Origin of the sequence: Tunturiibacter lichenicola, assembly GCF_051013355.1 — a bacterium.
Classification (GTDB): Bacteria; Acidobacteriota; Terriglobia; order Terriglobales; family Acidobacteriaceae; genus Edaphobacter; species Edaphobacter lichenicola_F.
The window spans coordinates 347853-366931 of the sequence record NZ_CP132944.1 but is presented as its reverse complement, the minus strand read 5'-3'; the positions used below and the strand labels follow the sequence as shown (position 1 = coordinate 366931).

Sequence of the window (19079 nt, the reverse complement as noted above, 5' to 3'; positions counted from 1 at the left end):
CGAGTATCTAAGTTATGCTGTAAACGCATACCCAGGGACGACGCGTGGCCAATAAGAAGACGACTCGAACATCGAAGCCAGAAGGTAAAGTTCCGGAGCGAATGGATATTCGCACGATAGCGAGAGCGGCAAATGTTTCGATCGCCACGGTATCTCGCGCCATGAATCACGTTCCCACCGTGAATCCGAAGATGGCGAAACGAGTGTGGGAGGTGATCGACGAGCTCGATTATTTTCCGAATACGCAGGCTCGTGCGTTGGTGTCGGGCCGAAGCCGACTCTTCGGTCTGATCGTCTCGGAGATTACTAATCCCTTCTTCCCAGAGCTGATTCAGGGCTTTGAAGACATCGCAGTTGAAAACGGATATGAAATCCTGGTCAGCTCCACAAACTACGATCCGAAGAGGATGTCGCATTGCATTCGCCGGATGCTGGAGCGCAAGGTCGAAGGGGTTGCGGTGATGACCTTCGGTATTGAAGAGCCATTGCTCGATCAGCTGGCCAAACGTAAAGTGCCGCTGGTGTTTATTGATGTAGGGCCTCGGCGTCCGAGCATCAGTGTGTTGAAGGTGGACTATCACCATGGAATTCGGCAAGGTGTTCAGCATCTGGCTGCGTTGGGACACCGAAGCATTTCGTTTGTGAGCGGCCCGATGAAGCTCCACTCGGCGCAGTCGCGCGTGTCGGCTTTTTCTCAATCGTTGCAGGAGTGTGGAATTACACCCGACCCGCAGTCGATCATCGAAGGCGATCACACGATGGAGGGCGGTATCGCTGCGATGGGGAAGATATTGGATGCCAAGCTGCCGCCGACCGCAGTGATGTGCTCGAATGACATGACGGCGATAGGTGTTTTGCACAAGCTCTACCGCGCCGGGCTAAGAGTACCGGACGATTTTTCTGTTATCGGCTTCGATGACATTCACATCGCGGAGGTGACAATTCCGCCGCTTACGACCATTCAGATGTCGCGGTTTGAGTTGGCTCGTGCGGCTGTCACGGCGTTGCGAGCCCACGTTGAAGAGGCTGCTGACTCCGCCCAGAACCGCGAATTCAGTATTCAAACGAATCTTATTGTGAGAGAGTCAACGGGATTTCCGCGAGGCACGATGGCGGATCTGCAGATAAGTAAAGACAAGCCAAAGGCCACACGCTGACGTCTCTTCTAGCCTGCCGCGGTTATGAATTTGTGAACCGCTTCCTGAAGTTGAGTGACGGCGCGTGAAAATTCACTATCTTTACTTAAGTAGCTTTTGCCGGAAGCGATCTGACGTATTTGTTTTGCCGCGTTGCTGATGAATATCTCGTCGAGTGGAGACGATGCAGTTCGAGCTAGAGATATAACTTGTTTCTTCCCGGGGGCTTTCTTGACTGGCATCTGCGCTGACGTCTTCTCAGGCACGGTTTTGTACCGTTCTTTGAAATCGGCTATCAGGCCATCTTTGCAGTTGAGGTCTTTTACCAATGCGGATGCAACCACACCGTTTTTCTTAGCAATTTTTTTCAATACCCTGTGATGCAACATCTCCCACCCAGAGCTGGCGGAGACGGTTATCGGTTCGTAGGGGAGGTCAAGCGAAAGAGTCCAGTCGCGCCATTTGAAGGGCAGTGTATCGGGAGCGATCGTGATTGGAATCCAGGGGATGCGAAGTGTGTCGGCCACAATCGCGCCGTGCATGGCCTCGGTCACGACGAGCTTTGCACGAGAGAAGTGTTCCATGACAACTGGCACTGGCCAGCGCGGATCGAGGAGAGTCATCCCGGCTGCTGCAGCTACCTTATCCCACTGTCCGTAGTCTGCGGATGAGTGATGCGGAATAAACAGGGTTGCGTTTCTTTCCGGCGCGAGGCGCACGATCTGAGGCAGCACAGAGAGCAGCGCGGCCGAATCAGTTGCGGCGACCTTGGGTTGGCCGACCAACTCTGCCGTGAGAGGGCCGCGGACCGCGAGAATCGTCCAGTGCTCCCATCCTGGAGGGAGTGCGAAGTATCCGGCGCCAGAACCGAGGACGAACATTCGTTTGCCGCGTGTGCGGGACAATGGCACGAAGTCTGCGTTGAAGATGCTGCCGATTCCCAACAGAATGACGTTGTCATCCTTGAAGAGATGTTTGGGTAGGAGCTCTCGCCAGATGACCTCGTTCAGGTCATCGCCAAAGTTGAGTTTCCCGGTCGGATCGCGATAATAGAAAACTTCCATCAGGGACGTTTATCCAGTCTTTTCTGTGGCTTTGACGTTCCGAAGCGCTCATCTGGCATACAAAGGGAAGGTCGAAGTATTGCTGGCTCTTTGAGTTCGGTGACCTTTTGTAACCAACTTTAATGCATTCTTCACGAGCTATTTAAGGCTACTTCATTGGCTTTAGCGGCGTCAATACAAACTGATCAAATCATGTTGTTTCGGTGAACATGCTAGCCTTACTTCGCATGTCGACAAACCATTTTGATCTGGCAGCAGCAGCTTCTGCGGAGTTAACTCGCGAACACTTTCAGCTTCAACGGCCCAAGGGCAGCGATGAACAGCTTGCCGCGATTCTTGCCGGGCGCGTCGCCCCTGTTTCTACTCAGCAGGATCTGCGTGGGCTGCCTTGGTCGTCTATCGACAACGACACCTCGCGTGATCTTGATCAGATCGAAGTTGCTGAACGGGCTGACGGCGGTATCAGGATCAAGGTGGCCATTGCTGACGTTGCGGCGGTTGTTGCTCAAGGCTCTCCACTAGACAACTTTGCGCGCGATCAGACGCAGACGATCTATACCGCTGTCCATAATTTTCCGATGTTGCCGAATGAGCTTTCGACGGGGCTTACTTCGCTTAACGAGAATGAGGACCGGGCGGCTATTGTTACGGAGTTCGTTGTGACGCTGGAGGGGAAACTTGCGGAGCAGACGATTTATTCGGCGATGGTTCGTAACACGGCTCAACTGACTTACAACAAGGTTGGGCCTTGGCTTGAAGGGCATGCTGCGCCGGATGCGAAGGTCGCTGCCAGCGAGGTTTTGGAGAAACAGCTGCATTTGCAGGAAGAAGCAACTGATGCGTTGCGGCAGCAGAGAAATCGTGATGGTGCGCTCGACTTTCAGCGCGGCGAAGCTGTTCCTGTGATTGCCGACGGTAAGATTCAGTCGCTTACCAGCAGCACGCATAATCGTGCGATGACTTTGATCGAAGACCTGATGATTGCGTCCAACGAGACTGTTGCGTTCAAGCTGCATCAGGCGCGTCGGTCTGGTCTTCGCAGGATCGTTCGATCGCCGGAACGGTGGCAGCGTATTGTCGATCTCGCTGCTTTGCATAATGGGCATCTCCCGCCAACTCCGGATTCTGCGGCGTTGAACAACTTTCTTACGGCGCAGCGCGCGGCGGACCCTGATCACTACGCGGACCTTGCGCTGGCTATCATCAAGCTTATTGGTGCGGGAGAGTATGTTCTTGCTCGTGGGGATGACCCGTATCCGCTTGGGCATTTTGCGCTTGCGGCGTCGGACTACGCGCATTCGACCGCGCCTAACCGCCGCTTCGCCGATCTGGTTACCCAGCGAGTGGTTAAGGCGATGCTCGCCAATGAGCCGCCGCCTTATACGGATGACGAACTTTCAGCTATTGCTGAACGTTGCAATGAGCGCGATAAGGATGCACGCAAGGTTGAGCGTTCCATGGTCAAGCGTGTTGCGGCGATTGCTCTCTCTGGCAGCATTGGGAAGCAGTTCCGGGGAGTTATTACTGGAGTGACAAACAAGGGAACATTCGTTCGAGTTCTGGATCCGCCGGTCGAAGGGATGTTGGTTCGTGGAGCGGCAGGTTTGGATGTAGGGGACAGGGTTAATGTCACGCTTGTTCACACCAATCCTGAACATGCTTTTATCGACTTCGCTAAAACATAGGTTTGTCCTTCTTCTCCCGCGGCCAACTCGAATCTTCGGAATAGTATTGATGAGTATTGGATACACGCCCTACAGAATGGAAGGTTGCGGTGGATGGTAGCCAGATTCGATAGAACGATAGTCAACGAGTAAGAATCAGGAGATGAAGATGGCGTCAGTGAAGTTCCTCTTGCGATGCATTGTTCCCGTGCTTTTTGCAGCGACCGGCCTGACGCTTTCGGCTGCGTCGATGGCGCACGCTGCCAGCCCTGCCGGGGACGGCCGGCTCAAGGTCTACTTCGTTGATGTTGAGGGCGGCCAGTCCACACTTTTTGTTACTCCGACCGGCCAGTCGCTGCTTATTGATACGGGTTGGCCTGGCAACGATTCTCGTGATGCGGATCGTATTGTGAGTGTGGCGAAGAAGGCTGGACTTACTAAGATCGATTATGTCCTGCTTACTCACTACCATGAGGATCATGCGGGAGGGGTTCCTCAGCTTGTCTCGCGTATTCCTGTTGGTACGTTCATCGACCATGGACCGAATCGCGAACTGGACCATGGAATCACTGAAAAAGATTACTCGGAGTATCAAAAGGTTCTGGCGGCGGGGAAGTCACAGCGAATCCTCGCTCATGTGGGCGATGTGTTGCCGATAACGGGCATGAAGGCCACAGTGATCAGCTCGGATGGCAATTTGATATCGAGCGCTTTATCCGGTGCGGGACAGCCCAATGAGTACTGTGCGGCCTCAGAGAAGCGCCCGGATGATCAGACGGAAAACTCACGCTCTCTTGGCATCGAAATTACTTTTGGCAAGCTGAAACTCCTTGATCTTGGAGACCTCACTTGGGACAAGGAGATGCAGTTGATGTGTCCGGCCAACAAACTAGGTCATGTGGATGTTTACATCGTCTCGCATCACGGGTGGTCTCAGAGCTCTAGCCCCGCATTGGTGAATGCGATTCACGCGCGGGTGGCGATTATGGATAACGGTGCAAAGAAGGGCGGCTCGACTCCGATCCTTCAGACGATCGCCAAGGCTCCCGGGCTCGAAACCTTGTGGCAACTTCATTTCTCCGAGGAAGGTGGAGTCCAAAACAACACGTTGGATAAATACATCGCCAATCCACAAGGTCCAGATGCCGGCCATTTTCTCGAATTGGAAGGCTCTTCGGACGGCAGCTTCGAGGTCGTGAACTCCAGAACCGGATTTGTCCAAAAGTACGCTGCGCGTTAGTTGCCAGGATTAGGTCTTCGGAGGCTTTGCCACGGTAGCGCGCATAGCGCCGGTGGATATGCCTCCGTCCACCAGTAGAGTCTGCCCGGTGATGTACCTGCTGGCCTCGGAGGCGAGAAAGACGACGGCGCCATCGAGGTCGTGGGGTTGTCCGGCGCGTTTTACGGGAATGCGATCTTCCAGGTACGCGACCCACTCTTTGTCCTCATAGAGGACCTTGTTCTGCTCGGTGCGAAACCAGCCAGGTGCGAGACAGTTGACGGTAATGCCGTGTCTGCCCCAGTCATCGGCGAGGCTCATGGTGAGTTGGCGCACGCCGCCGCGACTGGCTCCGTAGGGTGCCAGCCCTGCATATCCAAAGACGCTGGTGACCGAACCTATATTAATGATGCGGCCGTAGCCATGTTTCACCATTCGTCGGGCGAGATTCTGCGCTACGAAGAAGCTCCCACGCAGATTCGTGTCGAGAACGAAGTTCCAGTCATCCCAGCTCACGTCCAGCGCGGGCTTCCTTGCATTGCAACCAGCATTGTTGACTAAGATATGCACCTGACCGACGGCTTCTTCCGCTGCGACGGCCATCCGTTCGATGCTGCCCTGATCGCGCACGTCGAGAGCCAGCGGCGTGGCTTTGCGGCCCAGCGCTTCAATCTCGGCTACAAATGAGGCGAGGTCTTCCTGCTTGCGACTGGTGAGGATGAGATCTGCTCCAGCCCGGGCCAGAGCACGCGCAAAGTATTGGCCTAGGCCGCGACTGGCACCGGTGACTAGTGCGACCTGCCCAGTTAGATCGAAGAAGTTCTTGCTCATTACGCACCGATCCGTGGATCGAGCACGATCTTCATTAGGTTTGGCTCTCCTGAGTGCAGACGATCGAACCAGCTTGGCCCATCGCTGAGCGGTGCAACTGCAGTAATCAACTTGTCGACGCGGATCTCTCCTGACGTCATTAGCTTCATCGCCTCTGGATATTCACCGCACGAAGCGCAGGAGCCCTGTAGGCGAATCTGACGTGAGACGACTTTTTGTAGAGGCAGATTGACCTGTGGTGTGATGTTGCCAATCAGCGTCACTGTTCCGCCTTTTCTGACGGAATCTATCGCGGTGGCAATCGTTTCATTTCGTCCGACTGCTTCGAGCACTACATCGACGCCGCGGCCTCCAGTTAGATTGAGAATCTCTTTCGTCAGTTCCGCGCCAGACAGAAGCAAGGTTTTATCTGCTCCTAGTTCGGCGGCAGACTTCAAGCGAGTGGCATCGATGTCCGCTACAAATACGCGCGAACAGCCAACAGCGCGAGCGGCCTGAAGAGTGAGCAGGCCGATCATGCCTGCTCCGATTACCAGTGCTGTTTCGCCGCCTTCCAGTTTCGAGACGGCCACAGCGTGGAGAGCCACTGAGACGGCCTCGAGCATAGCTGCTTCGGCAAAACCCAGAGTGTCCGGGAGTTTGTAGACGATTCGCTCCGGAACGGCCACGTACTCTGCGAATGCTCCGGCTCGGCTGTAGTCTCCGCAGGAGACACCGACGACTTGCCTGTCGTCGCACAGGTTTATCTCGCCTTTGCGGCAGAAGGCGCAGACGCCGCAGTAGACCGTGGAGTCGAAGGTCACGCGATCGCCTACGACAAACTTGCTGACCTCCGATCCGACTGCAGCGACGACTCCCGCTGCTTCGTGCCCCATTACTAGAGGTGGGATACGGCGTCCCGAAGTGCCATCAAATCCGTGAACGTCGCTGCCGCATATGCCGCAGGCAGCGACCTGCACCAGAATGTCCGTCGGTGCGGGAACAGGAACGGGGAGCGTCGTTACTGCCAGATGTTTGTATTCCGAGAGGAGGAGAGCGTTCATCGTAAGTGTTTAAAAACCTCGTGTAATAAGGGTATATCTTTGGCGATCTTTGCGTAACGACGGCGAACTACGGTTGCGTCTCTGAAGGCATTGGTTCGATTCTGCCCAGGAGGAAGGCGTATCCGGCGATCCCGATGAGCAGATAGATGGCTGAGACACCAAAGGCCAAGGCGAAGGATTGGCGGGCGGCGACGAGGTATCCGGTGATGATCGGAGCGGCGATTCCCGAGGCCTGGTTTGAGAGGTTGATGATACCGCCGACCTTGCCGACGCTGCTGCGGGGCGCGATCAGCGATGGGATGGACCAGCCTACGGGGGCAGCGGATGAGAGACCGCCGATTGAGACGCTGATCCAGATGAGTGCTATGAGTGAACTGTGCGTGTTGGCTGCGCCGAGAATGCCGAGGCCGCAGGCGGTTCCGAGGATGAGGGTTGCTTTGCGAACGCGGTTTGCGTCCCATCCGCGTTGAATGAGGAAGTCGACGAGCCAGCCACCGACGATAAGGTCACCCGCTGTCGCTACGAGCCACGGTACGCCCGTGTAGAGGAACGAGTGCAGGAGATCGACATGGAGCGCGGATGACAGGTAGCTGGGGAGCCACGTTAGAAGCAGATAGAAGATGTAGTTATACGAGCCGAAGCCCAGGACCATGGCGATGACCTTGGGTTGGCGCATGAGGTAGCCGAGAGAGGCGTGGCCAGACTCGTTCGCGGCGAATATGCGGTCGTCGGTGGCGATGTAGTCGCGTTCGGTTGTGGTGAGTGCGGGATCGTCTTGAGGATCGCGGTAGATTCGCCAGAAGAGAGCGAAGTAGAAGAGGCTGATGAAGCCGGTGACAGCGAAGCTCCAACGCCAGCCTACCTTGATGAGAAGAATGCCGATGAGAGGGACGCCGATGGCGGAGGCGAACTTTGCTGCGCCATCGAAGATGGCTGTGGCGAAGCTGCGCTCTCGCGAAGGGAACCAGAGGCCGATGGCTTTCGCGTTCGAGGGAAAGGTTGGTGCCTCGCCGACGCCAAGGAGGAAGCGTGCTCCGAAGAAGCCGCCGATGCTGGGGGTGACGGCGGCGGCGAAGGAGGCGATGCTCCAGAGAAAGATGCTGATGCGGCCGACGCGTTTGATTCCTAACTTGTCGAGCAGGACGCCGATGGGAAGCTGGCACATGGCGTATGTCCAGTTGTAGGCGCCGGAGAGATAGCCGAAGGTGACAGTGGAGATGCCGAAGGTTGTGACGAGGGCGGCGTGAGAGACCGAGAGGTTGACGCGGTCGAAGTAGTTGACCAGAACGCCGAAGCCGAGCAGCCAGGCGATGCGCCATCGGCGGCGTGGGATTGGCGTCTTCGTGGATGGGATCGCGATAAGAGGTCCTTGATGGTGGAGGCTTGGTTCGATTGGTGGCGCTTAGGCGACCTCGTTGACGAGAGTGCCGATGGTGTCGATGGTGATGCGAATCTCGTCTTTGCTTTGGAGGGTGAAGGTGTCGGGTGGGACGATGCCGGTGCCGGTGAGCAGGAAGCAGCCGTGAGGGAAGCTCTGATCGCGGAAGAGATACTCGACGAGGGACTGAGGATCTCGTTTAAGTTCGGTGAGGGCGATGGAGCCGGTGAATTGGGATTGACCGGAGCGAAGGATATCAAGGTGAATCTGCGTGGAGGTCGGCATGGGAGTGGATTGGATGAGAATGCCGGGGCCGAGGGCACAGCTGCGGTCGTAGACCTTGGCTTGCGGAAGATAGAGCGGGTTTGCGCCTTCGATGTCGCGGGAGCTCATGTCGTTGCCGATGGTGTAGCCGATGATCCTGGCGCGAGGGTTGATGAGGAGGGTGAGCTCCGGCTCTGGCACAGACCAGGTGGCGTCGCGGCGGATCATTACGGGTGCGTTGGGGCCGGATACTCGATGGCCCGCGGCTTTGAAGAAGAGCTCAGGGCGCTCGGCGGAGTAGACACGGTCGTAGAAGTCGCCGCCGCCAGCGTCTTTGGATTCGGCGATGCGCGCTCGACGGCTGTTGTAGTAGGTCACTCCGGCGGCCCAGACCTCCTGGTGGTCGATGGGGGCGAGGATCGTGTTGGGCGGAGGCGGTGGGACTGCTGGTGTGCTTTTTATCGCTGAGGTCAGGTAGGCCTGGAGATCTTCGTGGGCGACGAGGGTGTCGAAGGAGAGTTCGTCGATGCAATAGTAGCTGCCATCGTGTTCAACAAAATGGCCTTGAATGGTGCGGTAGAGGATCACAGAGCAGTTCCTTTCTGCATTGCGACTGTTGTGGCTTTGGTGGTTTGGCGGCCACGTTCTAGTTGAGTGGTGATGGCGTCGACGTCATAGACACAGCCGCCCCAGGTGCCTCCGCTGGCTTGAACGAGAGCCGCCCATAGACGAGTGTCGTCGGGCAAGGAGGGATGAGGGGCTAGGTCGGAGCGTGGGCTTCGTTGAGAGAGCTGTTGTGCGGCCTCCTCGGAGCTGAAGATACTGCTCGAATCGCCGACGAGATTTACTTGTCCGGTTAACGCTGTGCGGTCGATGACGATCTCGATCTGGTCGCCGTCACGAATCTTGCCAAGGGCGCCGCCTGCGAGTGCTTCGGGGGAGATGTGACCGATGCAGGCACCAGTGGATACACCGCTGAATCGCGCGTCGGTGAGGACTGCAACGTGTTTGCAGAAGGGGAGAACTTTGAGCGCGGAGGTGACCTGATAGATCTCCTGCATACCAGCCCCGGCTGGACCGCAGCAGATGAGGACGATGACGTCGTGCTGGACGATGAGGCCGGTCTTGATGGCGTGGATGGCTGCGGCTTCTGTTGTGAAGACCTTTGCAGGACCGAGGTGTCGGTACCGTCCGCCGGGATCGACCAGGGAGGCGTCGATGGAGGTGCTCTTGATAACGGAGCCTTCAGGAGCAAGGTTGCCGACGGGAAAGCAGATGGTGGACGTGAGGCCGCGTGAGCGCGCGCGGTCGGGTGACATGATGACATCGTCGGGGTCGATGCCGTCCTGGTCGCGAAGGTTCTTGCGAAGTGTATGGCGGCGAGGGCTCTCATGCCACCAGTCGAGGCAGGTGTCGAGAGTTTCGCCGGAGACGGTCTTTGCTGTGGTGTCGAGCAGTCCGGCGCGGCGAAGGTGAAGCATGACCTCGGGTGTCCCGCCAGCGAGAAAGACCTGAACGGTGGCGTAGTTTGAGGGGCCATTGGGAAGAGCGTCAACCAGACGTGGGACTTGACGATTGGTATGAGCCCAGTCGCTGGTTGTGGGGCGGCGGAGCTTCGCTGCGTGGGCGATGGCGGGGATGTGGAGGAGCAGGTTCGTGGACCCTCCGAAAGCAGCGTGGAGGGTCATGGCATTTTGGATGGAGGCATCCGTGAGGATTTCGCTGGTTGTAATTTGTAACTGTTTTAGGCGCAAAATAGTGCGAGCGGACCGGCGAGCGGCATCGAGCCAGATGGGTTGGCCTGAGGGGGCGAGCGCAGAGTGCGGTAAGGAGAGGCCCAGGGACTCTGCAACGACCTGTGCGGTGGCGGCGGTTCCCATGAACTGGCATCCTCCGCCGGGAGTGGCGCATGCACGGCAGCCAATTTCTGCCGCGTATTCGAGAGTGATCTGTTTTTGGGCGTAGCGCGCGCCGATGGTTTGGACCTTGCCGGCGTCTTCACCATCTTCCGGTAGTAGCGTTACGCCTCCGGGGATGAGGACGGTGGGTAGATCGGCTGCGGAAGCAAGAGCCATCATCATTGCGGGCAGGCCTTTGTCGCAGGTGGCGATGCCAAGAACTCCGCTGCTGGTCGGCAGCGAACGCATGAGTCGGCGCAGGACAATTGCGGCGTCGTTGCGAAAGGGGAGGGAGTCGAGCATGCCGGTTGTGCCTTGCGTACGGCCATCGCAAGGATCGGTGCAGGCACCAGCGAATGGAACGGCGTCGAGGGCTTTTAGTTCGCGTGCGGCCTCGGCGACGAGAGAGCCGACCTCCCAGTGGCCAGTGTGGAGACCGAGTGCGATGGGGCTACCGTCTTCGGCGCGTAAGCCGCCGTGCGTGCTAAGGATGAGAATCTCAGGGCCGAGAAGGTGCTTAGGATCCCATCCCATGCCTACGTTTTGGCTTAGGCCGAAGAGATTGCCGGACGGTTGATTGAGCAGCATCTCCGGCGTAATGGGGAGAAAGCCGGAAGGGCCTGGCGCATGCGTGGCGACGGCGCTGAGTTCGAAGTCCGAAGATTCAAGTACGGAGGTGAGTGATATGTCCTGAATTGAAGCCCCTCACTATGCGGTCAATTACCGGCGATTTCAAATCGTTTCGCTATCCTCGGATCATGGTGCCATCCACCGTACGCCATATTTGAGGCAAAGTTGTTTGATTGCGAAGCGCGTCGGGAAGACGCTCCTCACGCACGTTGTCGTAGCAGTGCAATGCTCCGAAGCGAAGTATCGAGCGCGGGATCCCGACAGCGGTGAAAGCTGGATGAGAGGTAGAAGGGAAGGGCCCGCCATGCCCCATCGCAGGAGAAAGCGCGACGCCTGTGGGCACCTTGTCGTTGAGTAAACGACCTACTCGGAACCGGAGTGCCTGCGCGACCTCGTCGTATAGATGGTCATCTGCGCCGGTGCTGCTGGAGTAGATGCTGCCGGTCAGATTTCCCTCCAGCGTCTCGAGCAGTTGGACAAGTTGTGGGACGTCATTCAATGTGATGAATAGTGTCGCGTTGCCGAAAGCCTCACGCTGAAGCTTTTCCGGTTCGGCGAGAAAGTCTTTTCCAGTGATTTGCAGCATTGTGTTTTTGTAGCGCCAACCTTCTCCTTCAACTCGGGCGCCTCCGGTGACGATCTCCGCACCGGCACTGGCGATCCACTTCACTCCTTCATCCAAAGCCTTGAGTCCACCCTCGGAAAACAGAGGCGCGGAAGGGCGCGATTGCAGCGTTTCGGCGAGTGCTCGCGCAAGATTGCTGGTGGCATCACCTGCAATGGCCAGAATTAGATTTGGGCTGGTACACATCTGTCCGGAGGCTGCGAGACAGCTGTCTGCAAGTTCGCCAGATAATTTTTCTCCACGCTCGGCGATCGCTCCCGGCAGTAGGACCACTGGGTTTAGGCTCGACATCTCAAGATAGATTGGCTTGCCGGCTGCATCGGCTGCGGCTTTGAGGCGCAATCCCCCAGCCCTGCTCCCCGTAAAGCTGGTTGCGCCGACTCTGGGATCGGCGACGAGCCGCAAGCCATCCTCGTTTGAGATGCCATAGAGCATCTGCACGGTCGCTTTGGGAAGGCGGCTTGCATTCAGTGCTCGCATAGCGCATTCGGCGAGGATTTTGCTGGTGCCTGGGTGGAGTGGATGTGACTTGGCGATGACCGGACAGCCCGCTGCGATTGCGGATGCAAAGTCCCCTCCTGAGACGCCGTTGAAGGCAAAGGGAAAGTTGTTTGGCCCCAGAATAACGACGGGACCGATTGGAGCGTAGTGCGAACGGATGTTCGTCTTTGTGTCGATTACGACGTCCTGCCAGGATCCTTCGCGAGCCGCTGCAGCGGCCTGTCGGAGTTGGGTTGCCGTGCGCGGAAGCTCGGCTTCACTGAGTCTTGGTTTGACGGGCAGGCCGGTTTCAGCGTGCGCAATCGCTACGATATCGCCGGCAGAGCGTTCGATTTCATTTGCGTAGGCCTCCAGGAATAATGCGATGTCTTCGTTCGATACGGTGCGAAGCGCTCGTGCAGCTTCGACGGCCGCGTTGAGTGCAGAGTCGCAATCGGCCCAATCACTGATAGGGAATTTTTCGGGAAGTTCAGCGCCGGTTGATGGATTCACCGCGCCAAAAGATGAGGTTGACGTTGCATCCCGCCATTCACCGGCGATCCATACTTGCTCCACTTTCATCTCTTTACTCTCCGTACTGTTCTGCTGATTATGGGCGCCGTCCGAACGTTCAGTGACTGGCGACATGTCTGGTTCTGCGAATCCTGATTCTATATCTCCCTTTCATGGAACTCATGAATAGGTTGCTTCACGTATCGTTCGCATCGTTAAATTGATGGAAAAGATTCAATGCTTTCTCTCGTCAACTCGATGAGCTGGCTTCACGAAAGTTTCGCTACAGACGGTTATTTCGCGAGCTCCGCTTTACCCAGGATGGTGAATTTACCGGTTTGAATCGAGGTGGCGTCGCCGGGTTGAGCGCCGCCTACCGAGACGGTGTATTCGCCCGGAAGAATCGCACGAACGCCTTTTGCGTCAACCTGAGCAATCGAGCGTGGGTCGAGGGTGAGACCTACATGGGTAGACTGACCTGGGCCGAGATGAACGCGTGTGAAGCCGGCGAGCACTCGGATTGGCGTTTCGAAGGCTTTTGGTTGTGTGAGGTAGAGTTCGACGACTTCGTCGCCAGCCGTGGTGCCGGTGTTCTTCACGTCGGCCTCCACTGTGATTGGGTCTCCTGCCTTGATCTCTGAGGTGGGGAATTTGAGATTGCCGTAAGCGAAGTCGGTGTAGCTGAGACCGAATCCGAAACCGTAGAGTGGTTTGTCGGCGAAGTAGCGGTAGGTGCGGCCTTTCATGGAGTAGTCGTCGAAAGACGGTACCTGGCTCAGCGATGAATAGAAGGTCACGGGAAGTCGTCCGGCCGGATTGTTGTCTCCTGCGAGGGTTTCAGCGATGGCGGTTCCTCCCTCCTCGCCGGGATACCAGGCTTCAAGGATGGCGTTGGCGTTCTGCTGTGCCCAGTTGACGGCAAGAGCACTTCCATTTTGCAGGACAACGACTAGCGGCTTGCCGGTGGCGGCAAGAGCCTTCAGTAGCTCTTCTTGTACGGCCGGCAGATTGATGGCTGTACGGTCACCGCCGCTAAACCCTTCGAGCTTCACAGGCATCTCTTCGCCTTCAAGCGACGGGGAGAGCCCGGCAAAGGCAATGACAACGTCGGACTGTTTTGCCACGTCAACCGCTTGATCGCGCAGGGCGGCCGCAGGCGGATTCCACGTGAGATCGATGCCAGCGCTACCGCTGCCGTGCAGGTATTCCAGCCGAATCGTGTGCGGTTCAACGCCGGAGAAATGCACTGAGGTCTCGATTACTGCACCGCGTTCGCCGGTGTGTTTGGCGTCGCTCTCGACGATGACTTTGCCGTCAAGATAGAGGCGGAAGCCTTCCGCGTTTTCGCAGGCGTAGCAATAGTTCACACGTACGCCGAGTTTGTAGTCACCAGCAGCGGGGGGCGTGAAGGTACCAGTCCAGCGAACTGAGTAATCGTCTCGCTGGAGGCCTTTGATGGGAATAACCTTGTCCCAGTTGAAGTTTATGTTGCGGTCGATTCGCGTAAGGACTGGCTTGCCGCTCAGGTCTTTGGTTTTGAAGTACTCGCCGGTGAGACCGTTGCCGGAGCCACTTGCGGGGTGTAACGCAGTGTGTTCGATCGGCATAGCGAAGCCTTCGGCGAGGCTTGAGCCCTGGGCGTAGAAGATCTTCGATGAGGAGAAGCGCTTTTCTATTCCGTTGAGTGGATAGGAAGGTGACGGCGGAGGTCCGTTGTAGTTGCCTTGTAGGGATTGGATAAGCTCTGCGGTTGGGCCAACAACTGCGATGCGGCCGACGCCTGACTTGAGTGGAAGCGTGTGATCTTGATTTTTGAGGAGCACCATGGACTCACGCGCAGCCTGGAGGGAGAGTTGGCGGTGTGCCGGTGAGTTGTTCTCGGTACGCGGGATCTGGCCGTACGCGTAGCTGGAAGGAGGGTCGAACATGCCGAGACGGAAGCGAGCGGTGAAGAGGCGACGCAGTGCCGTGTCGATCTCTGCTTCGGTAATGAGATTTTGGTGCACCGCATCGACAAGAGCCGGGTAAGCCTGACCTTTTCCAAAGCCGCACTCCAGATCCGTACCGGTCCTGACGGCAGCAGCGGCGGCGTGAGCCATGTCTGTAGCGTAGTGGTGGCCCGTGTTGACGTCGGCGACAGCAGCGCAGTCGCTGACGACATAGCCGCCGAAGTGCCAGGCGTCACGCAGGTGATCACGCAGGAGCATCGTGTTGGCGCAGGCGGGAGCTCCGTCGATGGCGTTGTAAGCACACATCACGGACTGCGCTTGTCCCTCTGTGACAGCGGCACGGAAGGCGGGTAGGTAGGTGTCCTCAAGGTCGTGCGGCGACACGTCAACGTTGAACTGATGGCGCGAAGGTTCGGGACCACTGTGTACGGCATAGTGTTTCGGGGTCGAGATTAATTTCAAGTATTTCGGATCGTCACCCTGCAGGCCAGTGACAAATGCGACGCCCATGCGAGCGGTAAGAAAAGGATCTTCTCCGTATGTCTCCTGGCCACGGCCCCAGCGTGGGTCGCGGAAGATATTGATATTTGGAGCCCAGAAGGTGAGACCGAAGAACATCTCATGATGATCTTCACGCATCGCCTGGTTGTATTTGGCGCGCGCTTCGGTGGAGATGGTATCGCCCATGTGATGAACCAAGTTGGTGTCCCATGTGGCTGCCATGCCGATAACCTGCGGGAAGTTTGTTGCATAGCCGGAAAAGGCGACACCGTGCAAACCTTCGTTCCACCAGTCGTATTTGGGAACGCCGAGACGAGGAATAGCAACGGCGTGGTCACGCATCTGGGAAACCTTTTCTTCAAGGGTCATTCGGCCGATGAGATCCGCGACGCGCTGGTCTGTAGGAAGTGCTGTATTCATGAACGGCAACGGTTGATTGTCGGTGGGTTGCTGTGCGTGAAGATACAGCGGCACTAATATGACGGCCGCAAAAATAGGAGAGAAGACGCTAGCAAACCGGAGATGAAGCATACGTGGGCGTACTCCTGCAATCGTCGGAGGAAAGTGCTGAGGGCAGCTATTATATGGTTTACAAGTTGAGGTTGCCTATCTGAAAACGTTTTATCGATCGATTGATTTCGCCACAAAAATGATTACTTGGACGGCGATTCCTATTTGAAGGCGATGAAGCGGCTCGAGGCTGATCAGGCATTGGCATGAATGCGTCCTTTGCCGCAAGCAAGCCTTTCAACTATCCGAATTTTGGCGGATAATCCACCTACCGTGTCTTTCGCATTCGAGATGTCTTTGAACTGGGTGGCGATACAAAATGCTCTTTGGAAGCTCTGGAAGCAACATGCTATGTGGAACGGCCAGCGCCTCAGAGGCGTGATAACGATTTCTCTGTTTTTGACCTCGACGATCTCGCTCTATGGGCAAAACGACCAGGCTCTCCAGGCTACCCAGCTTATGCAAGCCGGCAAATTCCATGACGCGGAACTGTTATGGCGTCAGTTGGAACAGCAGCATCCAAATGATGCTTTGATACATAGCGGTTTGGGCGTAGCACTCGCTCAGCAGGACAATTTAGAGCCTGCCACTGTCGAATATCGTAGGTCGCTGGCCTTGAAGCCAAACCAACCTGACGTCTCATTCAATCTAGGTCTTGCGGAGTTCAAGCAGGGACATTTTTCTGCAGCGATTCCGCCGTTCGAGTTGTTTGCAAAGGAGAGACCCGATGACCATCGCAGTACGATACTGCTGGGCATGAGTCATTTTGGTCTGCGCCAATATGCGAAGGCGACGCCATATTTGGAGAAGGCGCTCCGAGATGATCCCTCCAACCTGGAACTGCACAATGTCCTTGCCCAGAGTTGCTTGTGGAGCAATCAATATGACTGTGCTTTGGCTGAGTTCAAGAGCATTATTGCCGTCAATCCTGATGCGGTTCAGGCACATATGCTGATGGCCGAGGCGCTCGACGGAATGGGAAAGACTGAGGACGCGATCAAGGAGTTGGAAACAGCGGCAAGCATCTCGCCAAAGGAGCCTGTCCTCCACTTTGAGCTTGGCTACTTGTACTACAAACAGCGAGATTACGATAAAGCACTGCCGGAGCTTCAACTGGAGGTTCAGAACAACCCGGGCTACGCGCAGTCGTATTTATATCTTGGCGATATTGCACTTCACTCAAATGACGACGCGACAGCGGAGCCGTTATTGCAGAAGGCGATTCAATTACAAAATGAAAGCCGTTTGGCCTACTTCGATCTAGGTGTCATCTACGCTAACCAGGGCAAGAATCAGGAAGCCATTGCTGCGCTTCAGCACGCCGTAAAGTTGGATCCCTCACAACCTGATGCACACTACCGTCTTGCGAGGCTGTATACGCTGCTTGGGCAAAAAGAAAAAGCGGCTCAGGAGTTCGCCAAGACAAAAGAGTTGCACACGAAGACAGAAGACTCATTGATCCAGAAGGTGTCCGGCGAAGCTGCAGCGCCGAAGTAGAGCGGACTCATTGAACAGGGGCTACGATGCGGAAGATAACCACAGGCTCGAACCAAACATGAGCAGAGCGAAGACGAGCATCTCGCGCCGTGATTTTTTATGGATGTCTGCTGCATCGACAGCTGCTTTGGCGCAGGGTGTAACAACTCGAAACCTGAAACCGCTGCCCCGAGGGAAGCCGTCCGGCATCCCTTTTCTTGCCCACTTCACCGACGTCGCTTCAGAGGCTGGACTGCGCTTTCCTGTCATCTACGGTGGACTCAAGCATAAGAACTACATCATTGAGACAGTTGGTTGCGGGGTAGCTTTTCTAGACTTTGACAACGATGGATGGCTGGACATCTTCGTACTGTGCGGTACGCGCATGGAAAGTCCTGTTCAGGATTCCAGCAACCGCCTCTACAAAAATAACCGGGATGGAACATTTACCGATGTCACCGAAAAAGCAGGATTACTGCGGACTGGATGGGCAAGCGGAGTGACCGTTGGAGACTATAACAACGACGGCTTCGAAGATATCTTTATCACGTATTACGGTCAGAATGTGCTCTACCGTAACAACGGAAACGGTACGTTCACCGATGTTACTCAGCAGGCAGGATTGCTCTATGAAGGCAATACCCGATGGGGCTCGGGATGTACCTTTCTCGACTATGATCGCGACGGGTATCTGGATCTCTTTGTTGCGAACTATGTCGATCTGCATTTAGATCGCCTACCGAAGCCTGGTGCAAACCCGTTCTGCAACTTCAAAGGTGTGGCGGTCAACTGCGGACCCAGAGGGTTGCCGATGCCGCGCAACTATCTCTATCGCAATCAAGGCGATGGGACGTTTCGAGATGTCGCTCAAAAGAGTGGCATCGCGACGGCGCAGCGGACTTACTCGATGACCAGTATCGCCGCGGACTTCAGCAACGATGGCTGGTCGGATCTATACGTAGCTTCGGATTCGACTCCCAGCCTCTTCCTCAAAAACAGACATAACTCCACCTTCACAGAAGAAGGTGCTGAGCGAGGCATAGCCTTTAGTGCAGATGGTGCAGAGCAGGCTGGCATGGGCGTTGCGGTCGGCGACTACAATCTCGACGGTAGTCTGGATATTTTTAAGACGCACTTTTCTGACGATACCAACGTGCTCTATCGAAATGATGGGACCGGAAACTTCACCGATGTAACGATACCCGCTGGATTCGGTGTGGAGACTCGGTATATCTCTTGGGGAACTGGGTTCGCAGACTTCGACAACGACGGCTGGCCAGACCTGGCGGTCGTAACGGGTTCTGTCTATCCAGAGGTTGAAGCGGAGTTTCCTGAGTACCCGCTGAAGACACCACGATTCATCTTTCGAAACCTTGGCAATGGGAAGTTCGAAGAGTTGATCGAAGAAGCTGGGCCGGGAATTTCGGCGGCGCATTGCAGTCGAGGCTGTGCCTTCGGAGATTTTGACAACGACGGAGACGTTGATATGGTCGTTATCAATTTGAACGAGCCGCCCTCTCTGCTAAGAAACGATCTCAAGAGCGACCTGAACTGGCTCAAGGTTTTTCTTGTTGGGACGAAGTCGAACCGTAGCGCGATCGGTTCGAGGGTCGTAGCGAAATATGGTGGCAAGATACAGGCTCAAGCGGTCATGGGGCAGTCCAGCTTTTACTCTGTGAACGATCGTAGACTTCATTTCGGCCTTGGGCACAATACACATGCTGATCTTGAGATCCACTGGACGAACGGGCTCATTGAGCGCTTTCCGGGTATCGAAAGCAATCAGTTAGTAACTGTCAAAGAAGGTAAGGGTATCTCGACGTCACCGCTGCAAGGCATGAAGGATAGATCGAACAAAACATAAAGCATTTAGAAAAATGAAAGGGCGCCGAGACAAC

13 protein-coding genes are annotated in these 19079 nt (G+C 56.1%); 5 read left to right on the top strand and 8 right to left on the bottom strand.

The window, feature by feature from the left end; translation table 11 throughout:
• The first annotated feature begins 101 nt into the window (after positions 1–101).
• Entirely contained in the window at positions 102–1157 is a 1056-nt protein-coding gene (locus RBB82_RS01475; RefSeq protein ID WP_433973344.1) for a LacI family DNA-binding transcriptional regulator, read from the top strand.
• An 8-nt stretch (positions 1158–1165) separates the two neighbouring features.
• Here the strand turns inward: RBB82_RS01475 and RBB82_RS01470 are convergent, their stop codons facing one another.
• Entirely contained in the window at positions 1166–2200 is a 1035-nt protein-coding gene (locus RBB82_RS01470; protein ID WP_433973343.1) for a polysaccharide pyruvyl transferase family protein, read from the bottom strand.
• Between the two features lie 209 nt (positions 2201–2409).
• On the opposite strand from RBB82_RS01470, the gene RBB82_RS01465 reads away from it, so the two are divergent.
• Together RBB82_RS01465 and RBB82_RS01460 are read left to right on the top strand one after the other, a co-directional pair.
• On the top strand, positions 2410–3885 hold the full coding sequence (locus RBB82_RS01465) for an RNB domain-containing ribonuclease (RefSeq protein ID WP_433973342.1): 1476 nt from the start codon (positions 2410–2412) through the stop codon (positions 3883–3885).
• Positions 3886–4033: 148 nt separating this feature from the next.
• Positions 4034–5104: a ComEC/Rec2 family competence protein gene (locus RBB82_RS01460; protein ID WP_433973341.1), complete on the top strand. Its 1071-nt coding sequence runs from the start codon at positions 4034–4036 to the stop codon at positions 5102–5104.
• 9 nt (positions 5105–5113) lie between these two features.
• Here the strand turns inward: RBB82_RS01460 and RBB82_RS01455 are convergent, their stop codons facing one another.
• The 7 genes from RBB82_RS01455 to RBB82_RS01425 form a co-directional block, all read right to left on the bottom strand.
• Positions 5114–5914: an SDR family NAD(P)-dependent oxidoreductase gene (locus RBB82_RS01455; RefSeq protein WP_433973340.1), complete on the bottom strand. Its 801-nt coding sequence runs from the start codon at positions 5912–5914 to the stop codon at positions 5114–5116.
• On the bottom strand, positions 5914–6957 hold the full coding sequence (locus RBB82_RS01450; RefSeq protein WP_433973339.1) for a galactitol-1-phosphate 5-dehydrogenase: 1044 nt from the start codon (positions 6955–6957) through the stop codon (positions 5914–5916). Before RBB82_RS01450 ends, RBB82_RS01455 begins: the two co-directional genes overlap by 1 nt.
• 67 nt (positions 6958–7024) lie before the next feature.
• The gene (locus RBB82_RS01445) at positions 7025–8290 is read right to left on the bottom strand and encodes an MFS transporter (protein WP_433975458.1); all 1266 of its coding nucleotides are present in this window, start codon (positions 8288–8290) and stop codon (positions 7025–7027) included.
• 69 nt (positions 8291–8359) lie between these two features.
• Positions 8360–9187, bottom strand: coding sequence for a fumarylacetoacetate hydrolase family protein (locus tag RBB82_RS01440; protein WP_433973338.1), 828 nt, complete (start codon positions 9185–9187; stop codon positions 8360–8362).
• Complete coding sequence (locus RBB82_RS01435; RefSeq protein WP_433975457.1) at positions 9184–11184, bottom strand: YjhG/YagF family D-xylonate dehydratase; 2001 nt, start codon at positions 11182–11184, stop codon at positions 9184–9186. The genes RBB82_RS01440 and RBB82_RS01435 overlap by 4 nt, the downstream gene beginning before the upstream one ends.
• Before the next feature lie 58 nt (positions 11185–11242).
• Positions 11243–12814: an aldehyde dehydrogenase (NADP(+)) gene (locus tag RBB82_RS01430; RefSeq protein ID WP_433973337.1), complete on the bottom strand. Its 1572-nt coding sequence runs from the start codon at positions 12812–12814 to the stop codon at positions 11243–11245.
• Positions 12815–13038: 224 nt separating this feature from the next.
• Positions 13039–15726, bottom strand: coding sequence for a glycoside hydrolase family 3 C-terminal domain-containing protein (locus tag RBB82_RS01425; protein ID WP_433973336.1), 2688 nt, complete (start codon positions 15724–15726; stop codon positions 13039–13041).
• Between the two features lie 252 nt (positions 15727–15978).
• On the opposite strand from RBB82_RS01425, the gene RBB82_RS01420 reads away from it, so the two are divergent.
• Positions 15979–17202 carry a tetratricopeptide repeat protein gene (locus tag RBB82_RS01420; protein ID WP_433973335.1) on the top strand — a complete coding sequence of 408 codons (1224 nt, stop codon included), beginning with the start codon at positions 15979–15981 and terminating at the stop codon, positions 17200–17202.
• A 58-nt stretch (positions 17203–17260) separates the two neighbouring features.
• On the top strand, positions 17261–19045 hold the full coding sequence (locus RBB82_RS01415) for a CRTAC1 family protein (protein ID WP_433973334.1): 1785 nt from the start codon (positions 17261–17263) through the stop codon (positions 19043–19045).
• The last annotated feature ends 34 nt before the right edge of the window (positions 19046–19079 follow it).

Bases quoted from the DNA above. Each gene is read 5' to 3' on its own strand.
- RBB82_RS01415 (WP_433973334.1), top strand. From the start codon at position 17,261: ATGAGCAGAGCGAAGACGAGCATCTCGCGCCGTGATTTTTTATGGATG.
- RBB82_RS01430 (WP_433973337.1), bottom strand. From the start codon at position 12,814: ATGAAAGTGGAGCAAGTATGGATCGCCGGTGAATGGCGGGATGCAACG.
- RBB82_RS01475 (WP_433973344.1), top strand. From the start codon at position 102: ATGGATATTCGCACGATAGCGAGAGCGGCAAATGTTTCGATCGCCACG.
- RBB82_RS01470 (WP_433973343.1), bottom strand. From the start codon at position 2,200: ATGGAAGTTTTCTATTATCGCGATCCGACCGGGAAACTCAACTTTGGC.
- RBB82_RS01465 (WP_433973342.1), top strand. From the start codon at position 2,410: ATGCTAGCCTTACTTCGCATGTCGACAAACCATTTTGATCTGGCAGCA.
- RBB82_RS01460 (WP_433973341.1), top strand. From the start codon at position 4,034: ATGGCGTCAGTGAAGTTCCTCTTGCGATGCATTGTTCCCGTGCTTTTT.
- RBB82_RS01425 (WP_433973336.1), bottom strand. From the start codon at position 15,726: ATGCTTCATCTCCGGTTTGCTAGCGTCTTCTCTCCTATTTTTGCGGCC.
- RBB82_RS01450 (WP_433973339.1), bottom strand. From the start codon at position 6,957: ATGAACGCTCTCCTCCTCTCGGAATACAAACATCTGGCAGTAACGACG.
- RBB82_RS01455 (WP_433973340.1), bottom strand. From the start codon at position 5,914: ATGAGCAAGAACTTCTTCGATCTAACTGGGCAGGTCGCACTAGTCACC.